The sequence below is a fragment of the Lutibacter oceani genome, assembly GCF_003384935.1.
GTDB classification, from domain to species: domain Bacteria; phylum Bacteroidota; class Bacteroidia; order Flavobacteriales; family Flavobacteriaceae; genus Lutibacter; species Lutibacter oceani.
On sequence record NZ_QTTQ01000009.1, the window covers coordinates 769,739 to 786,110 of the forward strand.

At 28.0% G+C, this 16,372-nt stretch carries 21 protein-coding genes; 10 read left to right on the forward strand and 11 right to left on the reverse strand.

The window, feature by feature from the left end; genetic code table 11:
• Positions 1–5: 5 nt before the first annotated feature.
• Entirely contained in the window at positions 6–773 is a 768-nt protein-coding gene (locus BX611_RS03465; RefSeq protein ID WP_115878095.1) for a hypothetical protein, read from the reverse strand.
• A gap of 178 nt (positions 774–951) precedes the next feature.
• Between BX611_RS03465 and BX611_RS03470 the strand changes: the two genes are divergently transcribed.
• The 3 genes from BX611_RS03470 (at position 952) to mscL (ending at position 3,139) form a co-directional block, all read left to right on the forward strand.
• Positions 952–1,569: a thymidine kinase gene (locus BX611_RS03470; protein WP_115878097.1), complete on the forward strand. Its 618-nt coding sequence runs from the start codon at positions 952–954 to the stop codon at positions 1,567–1,569.
• Positions 1,559–2,662: an alanine racemase gene (alr, locus tag BX611_RS03475; RefSeq protein WP_115878099.1), complete on the forward strand. Its 1,104-nt coding sequence runs from the start codon at positions 1,559–1,561 to the stop codon at positions 2,660–2,662. The genes BX611_RS03470 and alr overlap by 11 nt, the downstream gene beginning before the upstream one ends.
• 72 nt (positions 2,663–2,734) lie before the next feature.
• Positions 2,735–3,139 (forward strand): large conductance mechanosensitive channel protein MscL, encoded by a 405-nt coding sequence (mscL, locus tag BX611_RS03480; protein ID WP_115878956.1) that lies wholly within the window; start codon positions 2,735–2,737, stop codon positions 3,137–3,139.
• Positions 3,140–3,201: 62 nt separating this feature from the next.
• On the opposite strand, the gene BX611_RS03485 is transcribed toward mscL, so the two are convergent.
• From BX611_RS03485 to BX611_RS03510, 6 genes are all read right to left on the reverse strand, one after another.
• Complete coding sequence (locus tag BX611_RS03485) at positions 3,202–3,744, reverse strand: MOSC domain-containing protein (protein WP_115878101.1); 543 nt, start codon at positions 3,742–3,744, stop codon at positions 3,202–3,204.
• Entirely contained in the window at positions 3,741–5,237 is a 1,497-nt protein-coding gene (locus BX611_RS03490) for a GH3 auxin-responsive promoter family protein (protein WP_115878103.1), read from the reverse strand. Before BX611_RS03490 ends, BX611_RS03485 begins: the two co-directional genes overlap by 4 nt.
• A gap of 2 nt (positions 5,238–5,239) precedes the next feature.
• Positions 5,240–6,109: a M23 family metallopeptidase gene (locus BX611_RS03495; RefSeq protein ID WP_115878105.1), complete on the reverse strand. Its 870-nt coding sequence runs from the start codon at positions 6,107–6,109 to the stop codon at positions 5,240–5,242.
• 88 nt (positions 6,110–6,197) lie between these two features.
• Positions 6,198–6,779, reverse strand: coding sequence for a nicotinate (nicotinamide) nucleotide adenylyltransferase (nadD, locus tag BX611_RS03500; protein ID WP_115878107.1), 582 nt, complete (start codon positions 6,777–6,779; stop codon positions 6,198–6,200).
• 1 nt (position 6,780) lies between these two features.
• The gene (gene gmk, locus BX611_RS03505) at positions 6,781–7,353 is read right to left on the reverse strand and encodes a guanylate kinase (protein WP_115878109.1); all 573 of its coding nucleotides are present in this window, start codon (positions 7,351–7,353) and stop codon (positions 6,781–6,783) included.
• A 114-nt stretch (positions 7,354–7,467) separates the two neighbouring features.
• The gene (locus BX611_RS03510) at positions 7,468–8,325 is read right to left on the reverse strand and encodes a YicC/YloC family endoribonuclease (RefSeq protein WP_162879995.1); all 858 of its coding nucleotides are present in this window, start codon (positions 8,323–8,325) and stop codon (positions 7,468–7,470) included.
• 132 nt (positions 8,326–8,457) lie between these two features.
• Between BX611_RS03510 and BX611_RS03515 the strand changes: the two genes are divergently transcribed.
• On the forward strand, positions 8,458–9,492 hold the full coding sequence (locus tag BX611_RS03515; RefSeq protein WP_240324936.1) for a glycosyltransferase family 9 protein: 1,035 nt from the start codon (positions 8,458–8,460) through the stop codon (positions 9,490–9,492).
• A gap of 190 nt (positions 9,493–9,682) precedes the next feature.
• Here the strand turns inward: BX611_RS03515 and lysM are convergent, their stop codons facing one another.
• Positions 9,683–10,156, reverse strand: coding sequence for a peptidoglycan-binding protein LysM (gene lysM, locus BX611_RS03520; protein ID WP_115878114.1), 474 nt, complete (start codon positions 10,154–10,156; stop codon positions 9,683–9,685).
• A 124-nt stretch (positions 10,157–10,280) separates the two neighbouring features.
• On the opposite strand from lysM, the gene upp reads away from it, so the two are divergent.
• Positions 10,281–10,931 carry a uracil phosphoribosyltransferase gene (gene upp, locus BX611_RS03525; RefSeq protein WP_115878116.1) on the forward strand — a complete coding sequence of 217 codons (651 nt, stop codon included), beginning with the start codon at positions 10,281–10,283 and terminating at the stop codon, positions 10,929–10,931.
• Here upp and BX611_RS03530 read toward each other — a convergent pair.
• Positions 10,926–11,849 carry a DUF6427 family protein gene (locus BX611_RS03530; RefSeq protein ID WP_115878118.1) on the reverse strand — a complete coding sequence of 308 codons (924 nt, stop codon included), beginning with the start codon at positions 11,847–11,849 and terminating at the stop codon, positions 10,926–10,928. The genes upp and BX611_RS03530 overlap by 6 nt on opposite strands.
• Before the next feature lie 40 nt (positions 11,850–11,889).
• On the opposite strand from BX611_RS03530, the gene BX611_RS03535 reads away from it, so the two are divergent.
• Genes BX611_RS03535 through BX611_RS03545 form a run of 3 tightly spaced genes read left to right on the forward strand, consistent with a single transcriptional unit; the run spans position 11,890 to position 13,214 of the window.
• On the forward strand, positions 11,890–12,087 hold the full coding sequence (locus BX611_RS03535) for a DUF6341 family protein (protein WP_115878120.1): 198 nt from the start codon (positions 11,890–11,892) through the stop codon (positions 12,085–12,087).
• Positions 12,088–12,137: 50 nt separating this feature from the next.
• Positions 12,138–12,809, forward strand: coding sequence for a tRNA (guanosine(46)-N7)-methyltransferase TrmB (gene trmB / locus BX611_RS03540; protein WP_115878122.1), 672 nt, complete (start codon positions 12,138–12,140; stop codon positions 12,807–12,809).
• 45 nt (positions 12,810–12,854) lie between these two features.
• On the forward strand, positions 12,855–13,214 hold the full coding sequence (locus tag BX611_RS03545; protein WP_115878124.1) for a YraN family protein: 360 nt from the start codon (positions 12,855–12,857) through the stop codon (positions 13,212–13,214).
• Here BX611_RS03545 and BX611_RS03550 read toward each other — a convergent pair.
• Complete coding sequence (locus tag BX611_RS03550) at positions 13,211–14,557, reverse strand: TlpA family protein disulfide reductase (protein WP_115878126.1); 1,347 nt, start codon at positions 14,555–14,557, stop codon at positions 13,211–13,213. The genes BX611_RS03545 and BX611_RS03550 overlap by 4 nt on opposite strands.
• Positions 14,558–14,635: 78 nt before the next feature.
• Between BX611_RS03550 and BX611_RS03555 the strand changes: the two genes are divergently transcribed.
• Positions 14,636–15,430, forward strand: coding sequence for an SDR family oxidoreductase (locus tag BX611_RS03555; protein WP_115878128.1), 795 nt, complete (start codon positions 14,636–14,638; stop codon positions 15,428–15,430).
• On the opposite strand, the gene BX611_RS03560 is transcribed toward BX611_RS03555, so the two are convergent.
• Positions 15,427–15,780 (reverse strand): hypothetical protein, encoded by a 354-nt coding sequence (locus tag BX611_RS03560; protein WP_115878130.1) that lies wholly within the window; start codon positions 15,778–15,780, stop codon positions 15,427–15,429. The genes BX611_RS03555 and BX611_RS03560 overlap by 4 nt on opposite strands.
• Positions 15,781–15,844: 64 nt before the next feature.
• Here BX611_RS03560 and BX611_RS03565 point away from each other — a divergent pair, with 64 nt between their 5' ends.
• Positions 15,845–16,360 (forward strand): CvpA family protein, encoded by a 516-nt coding sequence (locus BX611_RS03565; protein WP_115878132.1) that lies wholly within the window; start codon positions 15,845–15,847, stop codon positions 16,358–16,360.
• The last annotated feature ends 12 nt before the right edge of the window (positions 16,361–16,372 follow it).

A 16,372-nucleotide genomic window follows, 5' to 3' on the forward strand; every position in this document is an offset into this window, starting at 1 on the left:
TAAACTTACAAAAATTTGCGTTCGATAAGATTTATTAATCGGCTCTCATACTCTTCTTTTTCACTCCAATTATAATCTGGTTTTACAAAATTATTTATAAAATCCAATGCTTCTTTTTCAGTTTTAAAAGAATTTAACTGAGATAAAACGCGATTAAAATCTTCCTGACTTCCATCAAACAAGTACTTAACAAAAGCAATTCTATCATTTAACCCTATTTGCAAATTGTTTTTAAATAATGTATCATTTAATGATTTATTTTTAGTTGGAATCTCTTGTTGAATCACAGGATTTTCCTTAGTAACCTTTTCAAACATTTGCGTTGCTACATCAGCAGAAATAGCATCTTTAAATTCATCTTCTAAAGATGTTTGAAGCGAAGGTAAATCTTCAATATCATTTTTTAACATGTTATTTTCATTTCCAAATATTTCTTCCATTTGCTCTTCAGAAAGCATCTTTTTTTCAGAAGAAATTTCAATTTTTTCAACAGTTTCTATAACCTTAACAACTTCTTTTTTTACTTCAATTTTAGATTCCTCATCAATTTTTACAACATCACCCGAAATATCTTCAATTTTATCAATTAACTCTTCCTTGGTTTCAGTAGCATTTGGAGTTGTATTAATATATTCGTCAACAAATTTTAACACCGATAGTTTTTCATAAAGAGTATGCGCTTTTTTATGCAAAGCATTTATATCCTCTTTATTTTTCATTTGTAAAATACTGTGCGCCAAGCTAACCAATTCAGCTTCTAATTTTTTGTGCATAAGTTGATATATTTATTGATTATTGATGTGTTATTTTTAATAAATTTGTAAAAAATCAAAAAAACAGCTATTTCTGTTTTACAATTTTAAACATTTAATGCGAAAAATAATACTATTTATTATTGCATTCGTTTTAATCAAAAAAAATACAATAACCTTTGAACTGTGAAATTACAAAATGTTTCTTGAAAATACAGTAAATCATACCGAACAATTTGGCTGGATAGAAGTTATTTGCGGTTCAATGTTTTCTGGTAAAACAGAAGAATTAATCCGTAGGTTAAAACGTGCGCAATTTGCAAAACAAAAAGTTGAAATTTTTAAACCTGCAATTGATGTTAGATATGATGAAGAAAAAGTAGTATCACATGATGCCAATGAAATACGCTCAACACCTGTTCCTTCATCTGGTAATATTCGTATTTTAGCAACTGACGTACAGGTAGTTGGTATTGACGAAGCTCAATTTTTTGATGATGAAATTGTTGCAGTTTGTAATGATTTAGCAAATAGAGGTATTCGGGTAATTGTTGCCGGTTTAGATATGGATTTTAAAGGCAACCCTTTTGGTCCAATGCCTGCATTAATGGCGACTGCAGAATATGTTACTAAAGTTCATGCTGTTTGCACACGAACCGGAAATTTAGCACATTACAGTCATAGAACTGCTGCAAGTGAAGATTTGGTTTTATTAGGTGAAACACAAGAATACGAGCCTTTAAGCCGAGCTGCTTACTATAAAGCAATTCAAGAAGAAAAAAAGAAAAAAGCAGCACAACATAACAATGGAAAATAACCACGTTACTGTTCTTGAAATAGACTCAGAATCAATTTATTTTAATTTAAATTATTTTAAATCTAAACTACATTCTAAAACAAAAATATTAGTTGTTATAAAGGCTTTTGGATACGGTACAAGCGCAGTTGAAATTGCAAAATTATTAGAACCAAAAGTTGATTATTTTGGAGTTGCTTATTTAGATGAAGGAATGGCATTAAGAAATGCAGGAATTAAAACACCCATTTTAGTTTTACACCCACAAAAAGCAACTATTGAAAAAATTCTTAAACACCATTTAGAACCTAATATTTATTCAATAAATTTATTGAATGCGTTTATTGAAAAAGCTACCCAATTAAAACTTCAAAACTATCCAATACATATAAAATTTAATACCGGTTTAAACCGATTGGGTTTTGTTGAAAAAGATATTCCTTTAATTTCCTCAATAATTAACAAACAAAAAGCATTAAAAATAACTTCCCTTTTTTCGCATATTGCTGCAAGTGAAGATTTAAACGAACGTGAATTTACATTGCATCAAATTAATAGATTTAAAGCTGTTTCAACAGAATTAATAAACCAGTTACCAAATAACCCTTTTAGACATATGTTAAATACTTCTGGCATTATTAATTATGCAAAAGAAGCACAGTTTGATATGGTTAGACTTGGTATTGGATTATTTGGTTTTGGAAATAACAATACTGAAACTGCTAAACTTAAAAATGTAATCACTTTAAAATCGGTAATTTCTCAAATTCACATTATTAATAAAGGAGAAACCGTTGGTTACAATCGTGCTTTTAAAGCAAATTCAACTATAAAAACAGCTACAATTCCCATTGGACATGCTGATGGGATTTCAAGGCAATTTGGTAATGGAAAAGGCTTTGTTTACATAAATAATAAAAAAGCTCCTATTGTTGGAAATGTTTGTATGGATATGATAATGGTAAACATTACTGATATAAATTGTGCTGAAGGAGACGAAGTATTGGTTTATAAAAACCAGTTTCATATTGAAGAATTAGCAAAATCTATTAACACCATTTCTTATGAAATTCTTACTGCGATTTCTCAACGTGTAAATAGAACTGTTAATTAAATGTTAAAGAAATAATTTTTTTTAGTACTTTAGCTTTAACTAATTATTCAATTAAAATTTATAAAAATGGGAATGTTAAAAGAATTTAAAGATTTTGCAATGAAGGGAAACCTCGTTGATATTGCAGTAGGTTTTGTAATGGGTGCAGCTTTTAAAAGTGTTGTTACCTCATTTACTGGAGGAATTGTTTCTCCACTTGTTGGATTAATTTTCAAATCAGACTTTAAAGACTTAAAGTATATTGCAAAAGAAGGTACCCTTAATGAAGCTGGTGAAATGGTTGGTGAAGTTGCGGTACTTTATGGTGATTTTTTAACTAATGTTATTGATTTTATTATTGTTGCATTTGTAATGTTTATGATAGTTAAAGGTGTTAATAAAACTAAAAAGAAAGAAGAACCAGCTCCAGAAGCACCAAAAGGGCCTTCTCAAGAAGATTTATTAGCTGAAATTAGAGACTTATTATCAAAGAAATAAACCAAACTTTCTTTAATTAAAAAAAGGGTTCGCAAATTGTGAGCCCTTTTTATTTTATATACTTATTTTTTTGTTTCGTAAACTTCAGCAATGGTTGGCGAATTTTCATCTTTTCTTAAAAGAATTAATTGGTCACCAACTTGTACATTTCCAGTTGCAATAACCTTAAAATAAATGCCACTTTTGGTAGAATTCCAAAATTGTTTTAAAACTTTTTGTGTTTTAAAACGTAAGCCCAACTTCATACAAGGCTCTCTTGGCTTTGTAACTTCAATAATAGATTCACCAATTTTATATTGATTTCCAACTTTAATTTCTGTTTCTTCTAAATTAGAAATTGTTAAGTTTTCACCAAACATTCCATATTGCCAGTCTAGATTTGGGTAAATATTTTTCCAATATTTATAATGATTTTCCGAATATGCGTATACTGCTTTTTCAATTCCTCCGTGATATTTTCTATCAATAACAGCATCGTTTACAACATCTTCTTCACCTAAAAATATTGGATAATTTACAGGGTATTTAAAAATTCCCGTTTCAACTATTTTACCCTTATAGTTTATTACTTTTTTCTCACCTAAATTTACAGAAATTACTTTCATTTTTGTTCAAATTTTGAAAGTTCATCCGCTATTTTTCTATCATTAGATAACCTTGGAACTTTATTTTGTCCGCCTAATTTCCCAACCGATTTCATATATTTATTAAAACCTCCTTTTTCAATTACTGTAATTTTTAGAGGTTGTAAAATTTTACCTTTAATTAAATCGAAATAATAACTGTTTTGTTGTTGTAAAGCAGCATCAATTTTATTAGCAAAATCTTCAATATCAGTTGGTTTTTGGTCAAATTCAATAAACCATTCGTGGTATGGCAATCCAATTTGTGGAGTAATTTGTGGAGCTACAGTAAACTCGGTTACACTAATTCCTGTTCCTACAGTTTGACTATTTATAGCATCTTCAACTTCTTTACCAATTACATGTTCGCCAAAAGCAGATATAAAATGCTTAATTCTTCCAGTAACAACAATTCTTGGTGGTTTTATTGATAAAAACTCGATAGTATCACCAATATTATACCCCCAAAGTCCAGCATTTGTGTTTAAAATAATTACGTAATTCACCCCTATTTTTACATCTGCTAATGAAATTCTTGTAGGATTTTCATTAAAAAATTCTTCGGAAGGAATAAACTCATAAAAAATGCCATTATTTACTAAAAGCATCATTCCTGTTTCTGTTTGAGAATCTTGGTAAGCAATAAAACCTTCAGATGCCGGATACATTTCAATAGCATCAACTTTTCTACCAATTAATTCTTCAAATTTATTTCTGTAAGGCTCATAATTAACACCTCCATATGCAAACAAATTAAAATTTGGAAAAACTTCCCCTACCTTCTTTCCAGTTCTTTCAACTATTCTTTCAAAATACATTTGTACCCAGGGAGGTATTCCACCAATAAGTGTCATGTCTTCATTTATAGTTTCATCAATAACTGCTTCAATTTTAGATTCCCAATCTTCTATACAATTGGTTTCCCAACTTGGTAACCTATTTTTCATTAGGTATTTAGGAATATAATGAGCGGTAATTCCTGATAATCTTCCAATATTAATTCCATTTTTTTCTTTTAGTTCTGGACTTCCTTGTAAAAAAATCATTTTGCCATTTAAAAAATCGGCATTTTGAGTTTCATTTATATACATTAAAAGCGAATTTCGTGCAGCTTTTATATGCATTGGCATAGATTCTTTTGTTAATGGAATATATTTTGCGCCAGATGTTGTTCCTGACGTTTTAGCAAAATATAAAGGTTTTCCTTTCCAAAGCACATCCGACTCCCCTTCAATAATCCTTTCTACATAATGCTTTAATGCTTCATAATCTCTAATAGGAACTTGCTTTTTAAATTCCTGGTAAGATTTTATTTTGCTAAAATTATGATCTTTTCCAAAAGCAGTTTCTTTAGCATCTGCAATTAATTTTTTAAACACTTTTTGTTGCATTTTTACAGCATTTTTACTTTGCTTATAAAATCTTGCAGCAATTTGTTTTGCAAAAGGTTTTGCTAAAATAGATTTAATATTCATCCTTATTCAAAATCGATATAATTAATTGGGTTTACGGGGTAACCTTCGTTCCAAAGTTCAAAATGTAAATGTGGACCTGTGCTAAATTCACCCGTATTACCAGCTGAGGCTATTACTTCGCCCGATTTTACTAAATCACCTTGTTCTTTATGCAATGCTGTATTGTGTTTATAAATAGAAATAAAACCTCCTGAATGCTCTACAATAATTACATGTCCCGTTTCGGAAGTCCAAGCTGCAAAAATTACAGTTCCATCTGCAACAGATTTTACCGGAGTTCCCATTTCTACTGCGATATCAACTGCAAAATGTTTAATTTGTGGATTATAACCTTCGGTTAAAGTTCCAGAAACAGGTGCAAAAAATACTATATCTGCAACTTTAGAAGCTTCATTAAAAATACTATACCTATCTGCACTTTCTATATCTAATCTAAATTCCAAATCTGCTTCTGAAGGACTTAAATTGATAGTATCCTTATCGTATTGCATTGTTTGTAAAACAGAATCTGTATCAAATTCAACTTCAGATATTTCTCCGGTTAACAAATCTCTTATTTTTTGAATGTACAAATTATTAACCTCAAGTACTTGCTCTAAAGAGTCAACTTTATATACTAGTTCTGTTGCTTCTCTTTTTAATTTTGTAGAAGAATAGCCTGGAATATATTCTCTAAGTTGCGTAAAAGCAATTAAAAATATAGTTCCAACAATTAATAAAATTGAAAATAAACTTCCAAAAATAAATACATTTAAGCGGGTTAATTTAAATGATAACTTTTCTTCAAAAGTATCTTCATTTAATACTACTAAACGATATTTATTAATTAATTTTTGTCTTAATTTTCCTCTATTTTTAGGTTTTTTTCCCATACTATATATTAAACCAAAGGTACAACGAAAATATGTTTATTTAATTTCAGTTTAAATACTTATAAGTGTTAAATCTAAGCTAAAATTACTATTTATAAAAGTTCATTTCATCTATATATTTCCAAACATTTGCCGGTAACATTGTACTTATGTTTTTTTTATTTTTTATGGATTTTCTAATAAACGTTGATGAAACTTGTACAATGGGCGCATCTACTCTATGCACTTTTGGATGATGATTTAAAAATTTGTTTTCTCCTTTGCCATTGGAAATTCTTGGATATACATACAATTCATAATTTTGAAGTATCGTTTCGTAATTTTTCCATTTATGAAAACTTTTTAAATTATCTTCACCCATTATTAAACAAAACTGATGTTCCGGGTATTTTTCTTCAATATTTATTAATGTATTTATAGTATAATTTGGTTGTGGCAATTTAAACTCAATATCTGTAGTTTTTAATTTAGGATATTCTTCAACCGCAATATTTGCTATTGCCAACCTATGCAGATTATCTAATAAAGTGTTTTTTTGTTTAAAAGGACTTAATGGCGTAATTACAAACCAAACTTGATCCAAATCTGAAAACTCTGCCATATAATTTGCAATTATCATATGACCTATATGAATAGGATTAAATGTACCAAAAAACAGTCCTATTTTCATATTAACTAATAAAATCTTTAACTAATTTGTAAGCTTCTATTTTGGCTTTTTCTAAATCATCATTTACTAAAACAACATCAAAATCTTTAGCGTATTTTAACTCTTTTTCAGCTTTTGCAACTCGCTCTTTAATTTTCTCTTCACTATCTGTTTTTCTGTTTCTTAACCTGCGTTCCATTTCTTCAATTGAAGGAGGTTGCACAAAAATAGCCAACGTATTTTTTGGGAATTTCTTTTTAATATTAAGCCCTCCAACTACATCAATGTCAAAAATTACATGTTTTCCCAGGTTCCAAATACGCTTTATTTCTTTTTTTAAAGTTCCATAATAGTTATTGGTGTACACTTCTTCCCACTCAACAAAATTGTCTTTTTCAATATGTTTTTGAAACTTTTTTAATGAAATAAAATAGTAATCTTTACCATCAACCTCTGTTCCTCTTGGTTCGCGGGATGTTGCTGAAATTGAAAAATCCAAATTTAACTCAGGTTGTTGTAACAAATAATGTACAATTGTAGTTTTACCTGAACCTGATGGAGCTGAAAAAACGATAAGTTTCCCTTCTTTTTTCATGTATCTTTTTGTTTTTTTAAAGGTCATACCTAGACTTGACTCAGTGCATACCTGCTGTTCGCTATTTGTCATTTTATTTTTTGACAAACTTTTTAGCATGCAGGTTTTACAATATTATAATACGTTTAAGTTTTGTTCTTTTATTTTTTCAAGTTCATCTTTCATTTGAACAACTAACTTTTGCATAGGTGCAAAATTAGATTTAGACCCAATGGTATTTATTTCTCTTCCAATTTCCTGAGTAATAAATCCTAGTTTTTTTCCATTGGAATCATCAGATTTTAAAGCTTTTCTAAAGTAATCTAAATGATTTTTTAATCGAACTTTTTCTTCTGTAATATCCAATTTTTCAATATAATAAATGAGTTCTTGTTCAAATCTGTTCTGATCAATTTTAACTTCTAATTCAGCAATTCCTTTCTTTAATTTCTCTTTTACTTGCTCTATTCTCATAGGATCTATTTCCAATACTTTTTCAAGCAAATTTTCAATAATGGAAATTCTTAAAACAAAATCATCCAATAATACTTTTCCTTCATCAACTCTGTATGTAGTTATTTCATCTATAGTTTCATTTATAGAATTATCTATTTGAACCCATTCTTGTTGGTCTAACTCTTCTCGATCAGTTTTTAAAGAATCTGGTAATTTTACAGCCATTTTTAATAGTTCAATTTCATCTGAATCAACAACATTTCTTAATTGATTCATATATTCTTTAACTACATTTTCATTAATTTTTGATGAAAGTTCCACCCCATTATTTTCAATATAAATTGAAAAATCCACTTTCCCTCTAACTAAAGCTGAAGCCAATTTTTTTCGAATATGTAATTCCTTTTCTCTGTAATATGCAGGAATACGGACATTTAAATCTAAATTTTTACTGTTTAACGATTTTAATTCAATCGTAATTTTTTTAGTTGGAAGTTGTAATACGGTTTTACCGTATCCAGTCATGGATTGTATCATCTAATTTCAAAATTTAGACAAATTTAATGCATTTTATAATAAGAGCGCAATTTTATAGTTTAAGCAGTAATTTTTTAGGCAAAAACTATTACGTATTTTTGCTTTATATTTATTAAAATATCCAAATTTATTTTGAGTGATTTAAAACATTTACTAGTAATCCGTTTATCTGCAATGGGTGATGTTGCAATGACGGTTCCTATTTTGAGAGCCTTTGTAAAACAGCATCCAAATGTTAAAATAACCATGGTTTCAAAACCTTTTTTAAAACCTTTATTTACCGATATTAAAAACATAAACTTTTACGCCGCAGATGTTACCGGTAAACATAAAGGTGTTTTTGGAATTTACAGGCTTTTTAAAGAATTGAAACTTTTTAAAATTGATGCTGTTGCAGATTTACATAACGTTTTACGTTCCAAATTACTGCGTAGTTTTTTTAAACTTTCTTTTAAAAAAGTAGCTTTTATAAATAAGGGACGAAGTGAAAAAAGAGCATTAACACAAACTAAAAACAAGGTTTTTAAACAGTTAAAAACAACACATGAAAGGTATGCTGATGTTTTTAGAAAATTAGGTTTTAAATTAGATATTTCGAAACCAGAATTTCCACAAAAACGACAACTATCTAAAGAAATTTTTGAAATAACAAGTAACAAATCTGAAAAGTGGATTGGTATTGCTCCTTTTGCTCAATATAGTTCTAAAATGTATCCTCTTGATTTAATGGAGTTAGTTATTGAAAAACTGTCTCAACAAAAAAAACTCAAAATTTTATTATTTGGTGGTGGGAAAAAAGAAACCCAAATATTAGATACAATTGCAAATAAATATAATAATACATTAAATGTTGCCGGAAAATTTAAACTACAAGAAGAACTTACACTTATTTCTAATTTAGATTGTATGGTAAGTATGGATTCTGGAAATGCCCATTTTGCAGCTATGTTTGGTATAAATACACTAACTATTTGGGGAATTACCCATCCATTTACCGGGTTTGCCCCCTTTAACCAACCTATTGAAAACGCAATTTTACCCGATTTAAATAAATATCCGAACATACCTTGTTCAATTTATGGCAATAAAGTATGTGATGGTTATGAGGATGTAATGAGAACAATCAGCCCAAAAACAGTTGTTGATAAAATAATAAAATCGGTTTAAAAAAAGCTGTCTAAAAAGCGAAAAATTTCGTCAACCTGTGCTTCGACTCCGCTCAGCAATCGGTTATTGAGCGGAATCGAAATACAAATTCTCATAGTGATTGATTATCAGCACAATAAGATTCAGAAATAAATTCAGAATAACGTGTTTTAATACTTTTTAGCCAGCCTTTAAATGTTGTTTTAAATCTTTAATCTATAGCAGGTATCCTTAATACTTGTCCAGGGTAAATTTTATCTGGATCGGTAAGCATTGGTTGGTTTGCTTCAAATATTATTGGGTATTTCATTGCATCTCCATAATATTTTTTTGCTATTTTGCTTAAATAATCTCCTTTTACAACTGTATGAAATTGAGCTTCTGGCTCAGGAATTTCAACTGTCATTCTATCATCAACAGTAGCAATACCTTCTGTATTACCAACAACTAACACAACTTTTTCTTTAGTTGCTTGAGAATCTGCTTGTCCCCAAATTGTAGCTGAATCTCCAGTTACCTCAATGTTTAAATCCGTTACTTCAAAACCAAGAGTTTCAACAGCATTTGTTAATTTTAATGCCTTTTCTTTTGCAATTACAGCTACTTCTAAAGCTTCCTCTTCAGTAGTTTTACCAATACCAAAAACTTTGGCTCCAGCATTTTTAATAAATGAAAATAATCCCATGTCTTTTTCTTTTTTTAATTAATTAAATATTTTTTAAATCCATATAGTAATATACAAAAATTAAACCAAATCTTTCATTCAGAATCTCGTTTTAAAGTTTTATTTTTGCATAAAATACTTCCTTATGATTGTCAATATTTTAGATACTAAAAAATCAATACTTAATAAATTTATTTCTGAAATTAGAGATGTAGTTATTCAAAAAGATGCTATGCGATTTAGACGTAATATTGGCAGAATAGGTGAAATTATTGCTTATGAGCTAAGTCAATCATTAGTATATGAAAAAAATGCAGTTACTACACCTTTAGGAACTAAAATAGTAGAAACACCCAAAAAAGACATTGTTTTATGCTCTATATTAAGAGCTGGTTTACCTTTGCATGATGGATTACTAAATTATTTTGATGATGCTGAAAATGCCTTTATTTCAGCATATAGAAAACATAGAAATGATTCAGAGTTTGAAATAAAAGTTGAGTATTTTGCTTCACCAAATTTAGACGGTAAAACCTTAATTTTAGCAGATCCAATGTTAGCAACAGGTCAATCTATAGTTGCAGTTTATGAAGGATTAAAAAAACACGGAACTCCTAAAGAAATTCATTTAGCTTGTGTAATTGGATCTAAAGAAGGGATCGATTATATAAAAGATTACTTTCCTTCAACTACTAAATTATGGATTGCAACTGTGGACGAAAAATTAAATAGTCATGGATATATTGTACCAGGACTAGGTGATGCAGGCGATTTAGCTTTTGGTGTAAAACTATAAAAAATAAACACCAACTGAAATAGCTAAAAGCAAGTATAAAATCATATTTTTAAACGTTGTTGATGTTGTTCTTTGTAAAAAATTAGCTATAATAATTGCAGTAGGAAGTATTAAAAAAAATAATTCTGAACCATTTTTTATTGGTGCAAACAACACAATAATTATTGAAATAATTAAATGATTTAAAATAACTTGCCAAGCCAATTTAAAAGTATTACTAATCAATACTATTTTTGGAACAAGTGCTACTATAGACCATAGTAAGAGTGCTATTATTAAACTAATAGGTATTAAAAATTTTAAAGCGTTGTACGCAACAAAATCGAAACTAAAGTCGAACTTAAAAAGTTCATAAAAAACGGTAAGGGTATCAAAATAAAAGTGAAAAGTAAAAAAAACTATTACAGGAGTTAAAAACCCAACAATTGGAATACATAAATTTTTAAAACTTAATTTTCTAAAAATAATCAATCCCAAATAAATTAATATTAAATATAAAATACTCCAAGCGTATAAAATAGTTGAAACGCCAATCCAAAAAGCAGCATCAAAAAGTTTCTTTTTAGTATTAAATCCAGAACCTAAACTATAAATTTTTCGGAAGGCAAAAAGCAATATCAAATTTGAAAAAAACAGGTTTTTAGAATACATTGTTTCATAAAAACTACCTAATAACAAAATAATAATTAATAATGTATAGGAATTATCTTCAGTTAAATTATTTTTTCTTAAAACAAAATTAATAAGGAGCAGCATAAAAACAAATGCTAAAAAAACAGCAAAAACAATCCCTAAAGAAGCAATTGAAAAAGCTACTTCATGAAAGTAAAATACTGACACAAAATAGAATATTGCAAACATTAATAGTAAGTTAACAATTATTACGGGTTTAGTTTTATTAAAAAAATTTGCTATCATTACTATATTTCATACTTTTGCCTGTAAATATAATTAAGAAATGATTGCAAACAATATTTTTAAAGCCATAGGCGACTTTTTTACAAATGTTTTATTTTCTCCATACAATGAAATAAGAGCTATGGATAACTGGTGGCTACAAAACACTGTAAGTTGGATTTTTATTATTATTACGTTTATTGCATTCTTTTATTGGATTGGTGAAATAAGAAAATACAAAAAAGCAGGAAACGAATAATTTTCTACTAACTACATTTATATTCTCCTTTTTTAAACACTTTACCAAACGTGGGAAGCAAAAACAAACTTAAAAGATTTCGTGAAAACGATACATTTTCTAATGTAATTCAACCAACGCGAAAAGAAGTTTTAGATGATTTCTCTAAAAAAGGAAACTGGCAAACTTTTTTTAACAATAACAATCCTATTGTGCTTGAGTTAGGTTGCGGAAAAGGTGAATACACCATAGCCTTAGCTCGTAAAAACCCAAACATAAATTATATTGGTATAGATTTAAAAGGTGCGCGTTTTTGGCGTGGTGCTAAAACTGCTTTAGAAGAAAATTTAAACAATGTTGCTTTTATTAGAACTCAAATTGAATTAATTGATTTGCTTTTTTCTGAAAATGAAGTTGATGAAATTTGGATAACTTTTCCAGATCCCCAAATTAAATATACACGTACAAAACACAGGTTAACAAATGCTGAATTTTTAAAAAAATACCATCATGTTTTAAAGCCTGAAGGTATTGTTAATTTAAAAACTGATAGCGAGTTTATGCATGGTTATACTTTAGGTTTATTACATGGTGAAGGTCATGAAGTATTATATGCTCATCATGATATTTACAAAAACTTTCATTCTCCGGAAGAAATTACTGCTACACAAACTTTTTATGAAAGCCAATATTTAGAAGTTGGCAAGCCAATAACGTATATAAAATTTAAAATTCGTTATTAATAAAAACTAACTTTTTATCTTTATCAGCCAAAATAAATTGCAAAAATGGCTATACATAACGATTTAGGTAAAAAAGGTGAAGAATTAGCAGTTGAATTTCTTCAAAATAATAACTATCAAATTTTAGAAAGAAATTGGCGTTTTAAAAAAGCTGAAATTGATATTATAGCTAAAAAAAATGATGTTTTAGCAGTTATTGAAGTTAAAACACGTTCTTCTAATTATTTTGGAAATCCACAAGATTTTGTAAATCAAAAAAAAATTCAACTAATGGTTGAAGCCATTAATGAATACGTGATTTCAAAAGATTTAGATGTTGAAGTTCGGTTTGATATTATGGCAATAATTAAAAATAAAAACACAACTAAAATTGAACATTTAAAAGATGCTTTTTTACATTTTTAATTCACAAAATATGCTTTTACATCTTCAAAATATTCAGGTTTAGAGATTATTTTTTTGTTTGCATCTAAAATAAAATATGTTGGTGTTGAAACTATTTTATATTCTTTAGCAATTTTATTTTCCCACTTACCTAAACCTAAAACATTTGTCCAGTTCATAAATTTTTCAGTATGGTAATTAAAGCCCTGTTCATCATTTTCTAAAGCAATAGCAATAACATGTACGTTTTTGTTTTCCTTAATATATTCATATAATTTAGGTACTTCGTTTAAACAATGTGAACAGGTAGTACTCCAAAAAACTAAAATATAAGTTGAAGCTTCATTGTTTTCATATAAGCTTTTTGTAGTGTTATTTTCTTTCCATATAAAATCTGGAGCTTTTTTACCAACAGACAGTTTAACCTTTTCTTGTATTTCATTAACATCATTGCTATTTTGATATGCTATTGGAAGTTTTTGATATAAATTTTCTAAAATATAATCTATAATTACTGTGTTTTCAAGTTGAGCAAAATTGTACATTAAAGTTGTTAAAATTGAACTTGTTAAACTGTAATTATCGCCCATTTTTTCAGCAACTTCATTTATGGCGTTTTTATATAACCCGTTTTGCACGTCAACATCATCGGATCTATTTAAATAAAATACATAATCTACTATTTTTTCAGTATAAAAAATTGAGTTTTGTAAAACGCTATCGTTAAAATTAATAAAATCAAAATAATGTAATTTTTCACTGTTTAAATATTGCTGAGGATTCGAAAATATTTTTGGTGAATAGTATTTTTTACTAGATTTTATAAAATGATTTGATAATTGATTTTCAGAATTTATTTCAAAATCATTTTGAATTTCAACGTAGTTTTTAAGTGTTTTTTTATAAAACTGGTCTGTAAATTTTAAAGCAATAGCATCTTTTAATCTAAAATAAGATAATTGAAGTGAGTCTAACCTATGCTTAACATTGTCCGTTTGAAATTGATAATTAGCATATAATTTATTCTCTTCTGAAGTTAAAAACTTTAATGTTCCTAATGGAAAAGTTGGATCAAATTTTAATTCAATATTTTTATTATTGTATAAAACATCAACAAAACCTCCATTATTCATATCGTACATTAATCGATACATTCCTTGAGGTGAATTTTCAGGAAAATCAAGCTGAAATTTTCCGTTTTCAATAGCTGTATTCGCAATATAAAGTTGTTTAGCGCCTTTTAATTGATATAAAATTATCCATTCTAAATCTTCAATTTCGGGACTCATAGTTCCTTTTACAAAAGTTTGACTTTGAATTGTAGCACTTATTAATAGTAATACGAATAATATCTTTTTAATCATTTCCTTTTTTTTGATACATTTATTCAACAATCAGACCAAATGTAAGTATTTTTATTATTTTACATAAAATCACATCTTATGAATTTTACAAATAAAGTTGTTTGGATTACAGGTGCATCATCTGGAATTGGTAAATCTTTAGCCTTGGCTATTTCCAAACAAAATGCTTTCCTTATTTTATCTTCAAGAAATGAGGTAAAATTAAATGAAGTAAAAAGTGCCTGCTTTAATCCTGAAAATGTTAAAATAATTCCTTTAGATTTAGAAAATTATACTAATTTTTCTTCAAAAGTTTCCGATGTAATTAATTGTTTTGGAAACATAAATGTTTTAATAAACAACGCAGGAATTAGTCAAAGATCTTTAGTTAAAGAGACTTCTATAGCCGTTGACAAAAGAATTATGAACATAAATTATATGGGCACTATAGCTTTAACAAAAGCAGTTTTACCACATTTTATTGAATCAAATAATGGTTATTTTATTACAATAACAAGTATTGTTGGTAAAATTGGTACTCCACTGCGTTCTTCTTATGCCGCTTCTAAACATGCTTTACATGGATTTTTTGATAGTTTACGAGCTGAGGTATACCAAAATAACATTAAAGTTACCTTAGTATGTCCTGGTTTTGTACAAACAAATGTTTCACTTAATGCTTTAACCGGAGATGGAACTCCACAAAATAAAATGGATACAGCAACTGAAAACGGTTTATCAAGCGAAAAGTTTGCTAAACACTTTATAACAGCAATAAAAAAAGAAAAACAAGAAGTTTATATTGGAGGTTTTAAAGAAAAACTGGCTATTTATGTAAAACGGTTTTTTCCTAAAATACTTTCAAAAATGATTCGAAAATTAGCTGTAACTTAAAGTAATTCTTGCGCTTTAAAATATAAAACAATGGCTTCCTTTATTAAAACTGTTTGCTCTCCAGATTTAAGTGGAGGAAGTGCTTCCAAAACTTTGTAATGAGGCCAGCCATCATTGTCAAAAAAATCAAATTCATAATAACCAAAAGGCTCCAACAATCTGCAAATTGCAATATGCATTAAATTTACTTTATCGTCTTTTTTAAATTCTATAGCGCCTTTACCTAATTCTTGTACACCAATTAAATAAATTATAGCATCTAAATTAAGTTGCTCACCTTCACCAAACTTTGTTGATAAAATAGAAAGTATTTTATCGTAATCTTCTTTTAATTTTTGATCTCTAGACATTTGATTTTTTTATTAGGCTACAAATATACAAATCGATTCATGTATATTTACAAAAAACATTTTTATGAATACTTTCGACATTATAATCGCGGCACTTTTAATCTTTGGTTTTATAAGAGGATTAACAAAAGGGTTATTTGTTGAAGTTGCATCACTAGTTGCCCTAATTGCAGGAATCTATGGTGCAATTCACTTCTCCTTTTTTGTTGGGAATTTTTTGGCAAACCGTGTTTCTTGGGAAGAAAGGTATATTACCATAGTTTCTTTTGCTATAACTTTTGCTATAATAGTTTTAGTAATTGGATTGCTTGGTAAGTTGTTTACCAAAATAGCAGATTTTGCATCACTAGGTTTAATTAATAAAATTCTTGGCGGAGGTTTTGGAGCTTTAAAAATTGGTTTAATTTTAAGTATTGTGCTACTCGTTTTTACAAAATTAAATGACACAATACCTTTTATTTCTGATGAGCAAAAAGAAACCTCTATTTTATATGAACCTGTAAAGAATTTAGCGCCTACTTTATTTCCAAATTTTTTAAATGTAGTTGAAGATAAAACTGATTTAAAAGCATCTGAATAATTTTCAAGTTAG

Excerpts from the sequence above, each read along its gene's own strand:
- BX611_RS03485 (WP_115878101.1), bottom strand. The coding sequence starts at position 3,744 with ATGAAAGTAATTTCTGTAAATTTAGGTGAGAAAAAAGTAATAAACTAT.
- BX611_RS03530 (WP_115878118.1), bottom strand. The coding sequence starts at position 11,849 with ATGATAGCAAATTTTTTTAATAAAACTAAACCCGTAATAATTGTTAAC.
- upp (WP_115878116.1), top strand. The coding sequence starts at position 10,281 with ATGATTGTCAATATTTTAGATACTAAAAAATCAATACTTAATAAATTT.
- mscL (WP_115878956.1), top strand. The coding sequence starts at position 2,735 with ATGTTAAAAGAATTTAAAGATTTTGCAATGAAGGGAAACCTCGTTGAT.
- BX611_RS03510 (WP_162879995.1), bottom strand. The coding sequence starts at position 8,325 with ATGATACAATCCATGACTGGATACGGTAAAACCGTATTACAACTTCCA.
- BX611_RS03550 (WP_115878126.1), bottom strand. The coding sequence starts at position 14,557 with ATGATTAAAAAGATATTATTCGTATTACTATTAATAAGTGCTACAATT.
- BX611_RS03555 (WP_115878128.1), top strand. The coding sequence starts at position 14,636 with ATGAATTTTACAAATAAAGTTGTTTGGATTACAGGTGCATCATCTGGA.
- BX611_RS03465 (WP_115878095.1), bottom strand. The coding sequence starts at position 773 with ATGCACAAAAAATTAGAAGCTGAATTGGTTAGCTTGGCGCACAGTATT.
- BX611_RS03470 (WP_115878097.1), top strand. The coding sequence starts at position 952 with ATGTTTCTTGAAAATACAGTAAATCATACCGAACAATTTGGCTGGATA.
- BX611_RS03560 (WP_115878130.1), bottom strand. The coding sequence starts at position 15,780 with ATGTCTAGAGATCAAAAATTAAAAGAAGATTACGATAAAATACTTTCT.
- BX611_RS03545 (WP_115878124.1), top strand. The coding sequence starts at position 12,855 with ATGGCTATACATAACGATTTAGGTAAAAAAGGTGAAGAATTAGCAGTT.
- BX611_RS03565 (WP_115878132.1), top strand. The coding sequence starts at position 15,845 with ATGAATACTTTCGACATTATAATCGCGGCACTTTTAATCTTTGGTTTT.
- lysM (WP_115878114.1), bottom strand. The coding sequence starts at position 10,156 with ATGGGATTATTTTCATTTATTAAAAATGCTGGAGCCAAAGTTTTTGGT.
- gmk (WP_115878109.1), bottom strand. The coding sequence starts at position 7,353 with ATGAAAAAAGAAGGGAAACTTATCGTTTTTTCAGCTCCATCAGGTTCA.
- BX611_RS03490 (WP_115878103.1), bottom strand. The coding sequence starts at position 5,237 with ATGAATATTAAATCTATTTTAGCAAAACCTTTTGCAAAACAAATTGCT.
- BX611_RS03495 (WP_115878105.1), bottom strand. The coding sequence starts at position 6,109 with ATGGGAAAAAAACCTAAAAATAGAGGAAAATTAAGACAAAAATTAATT.
- BX611_RS03535 (WP_115878120.1), top strand. The coding sequence starts at position 11,890 with ATGATTGCAAACAATATTTTTAAAGCCATAGGCGACTTTTTTACAAAT.
- nadD (WP_115878107.1), bottom strand. The coding sequence starts at position 6,779 with ATGAAAATAGGACTGTTTTTTGGTACATTTAATCCTATTCATATAGGT.
- alr (WP_115878099.1), top strand. The coding sequence starts at position 1,559 with ATGGAAAATAACCACGTTACTGTTCTTGAAATAGACTCAGAATCAATT.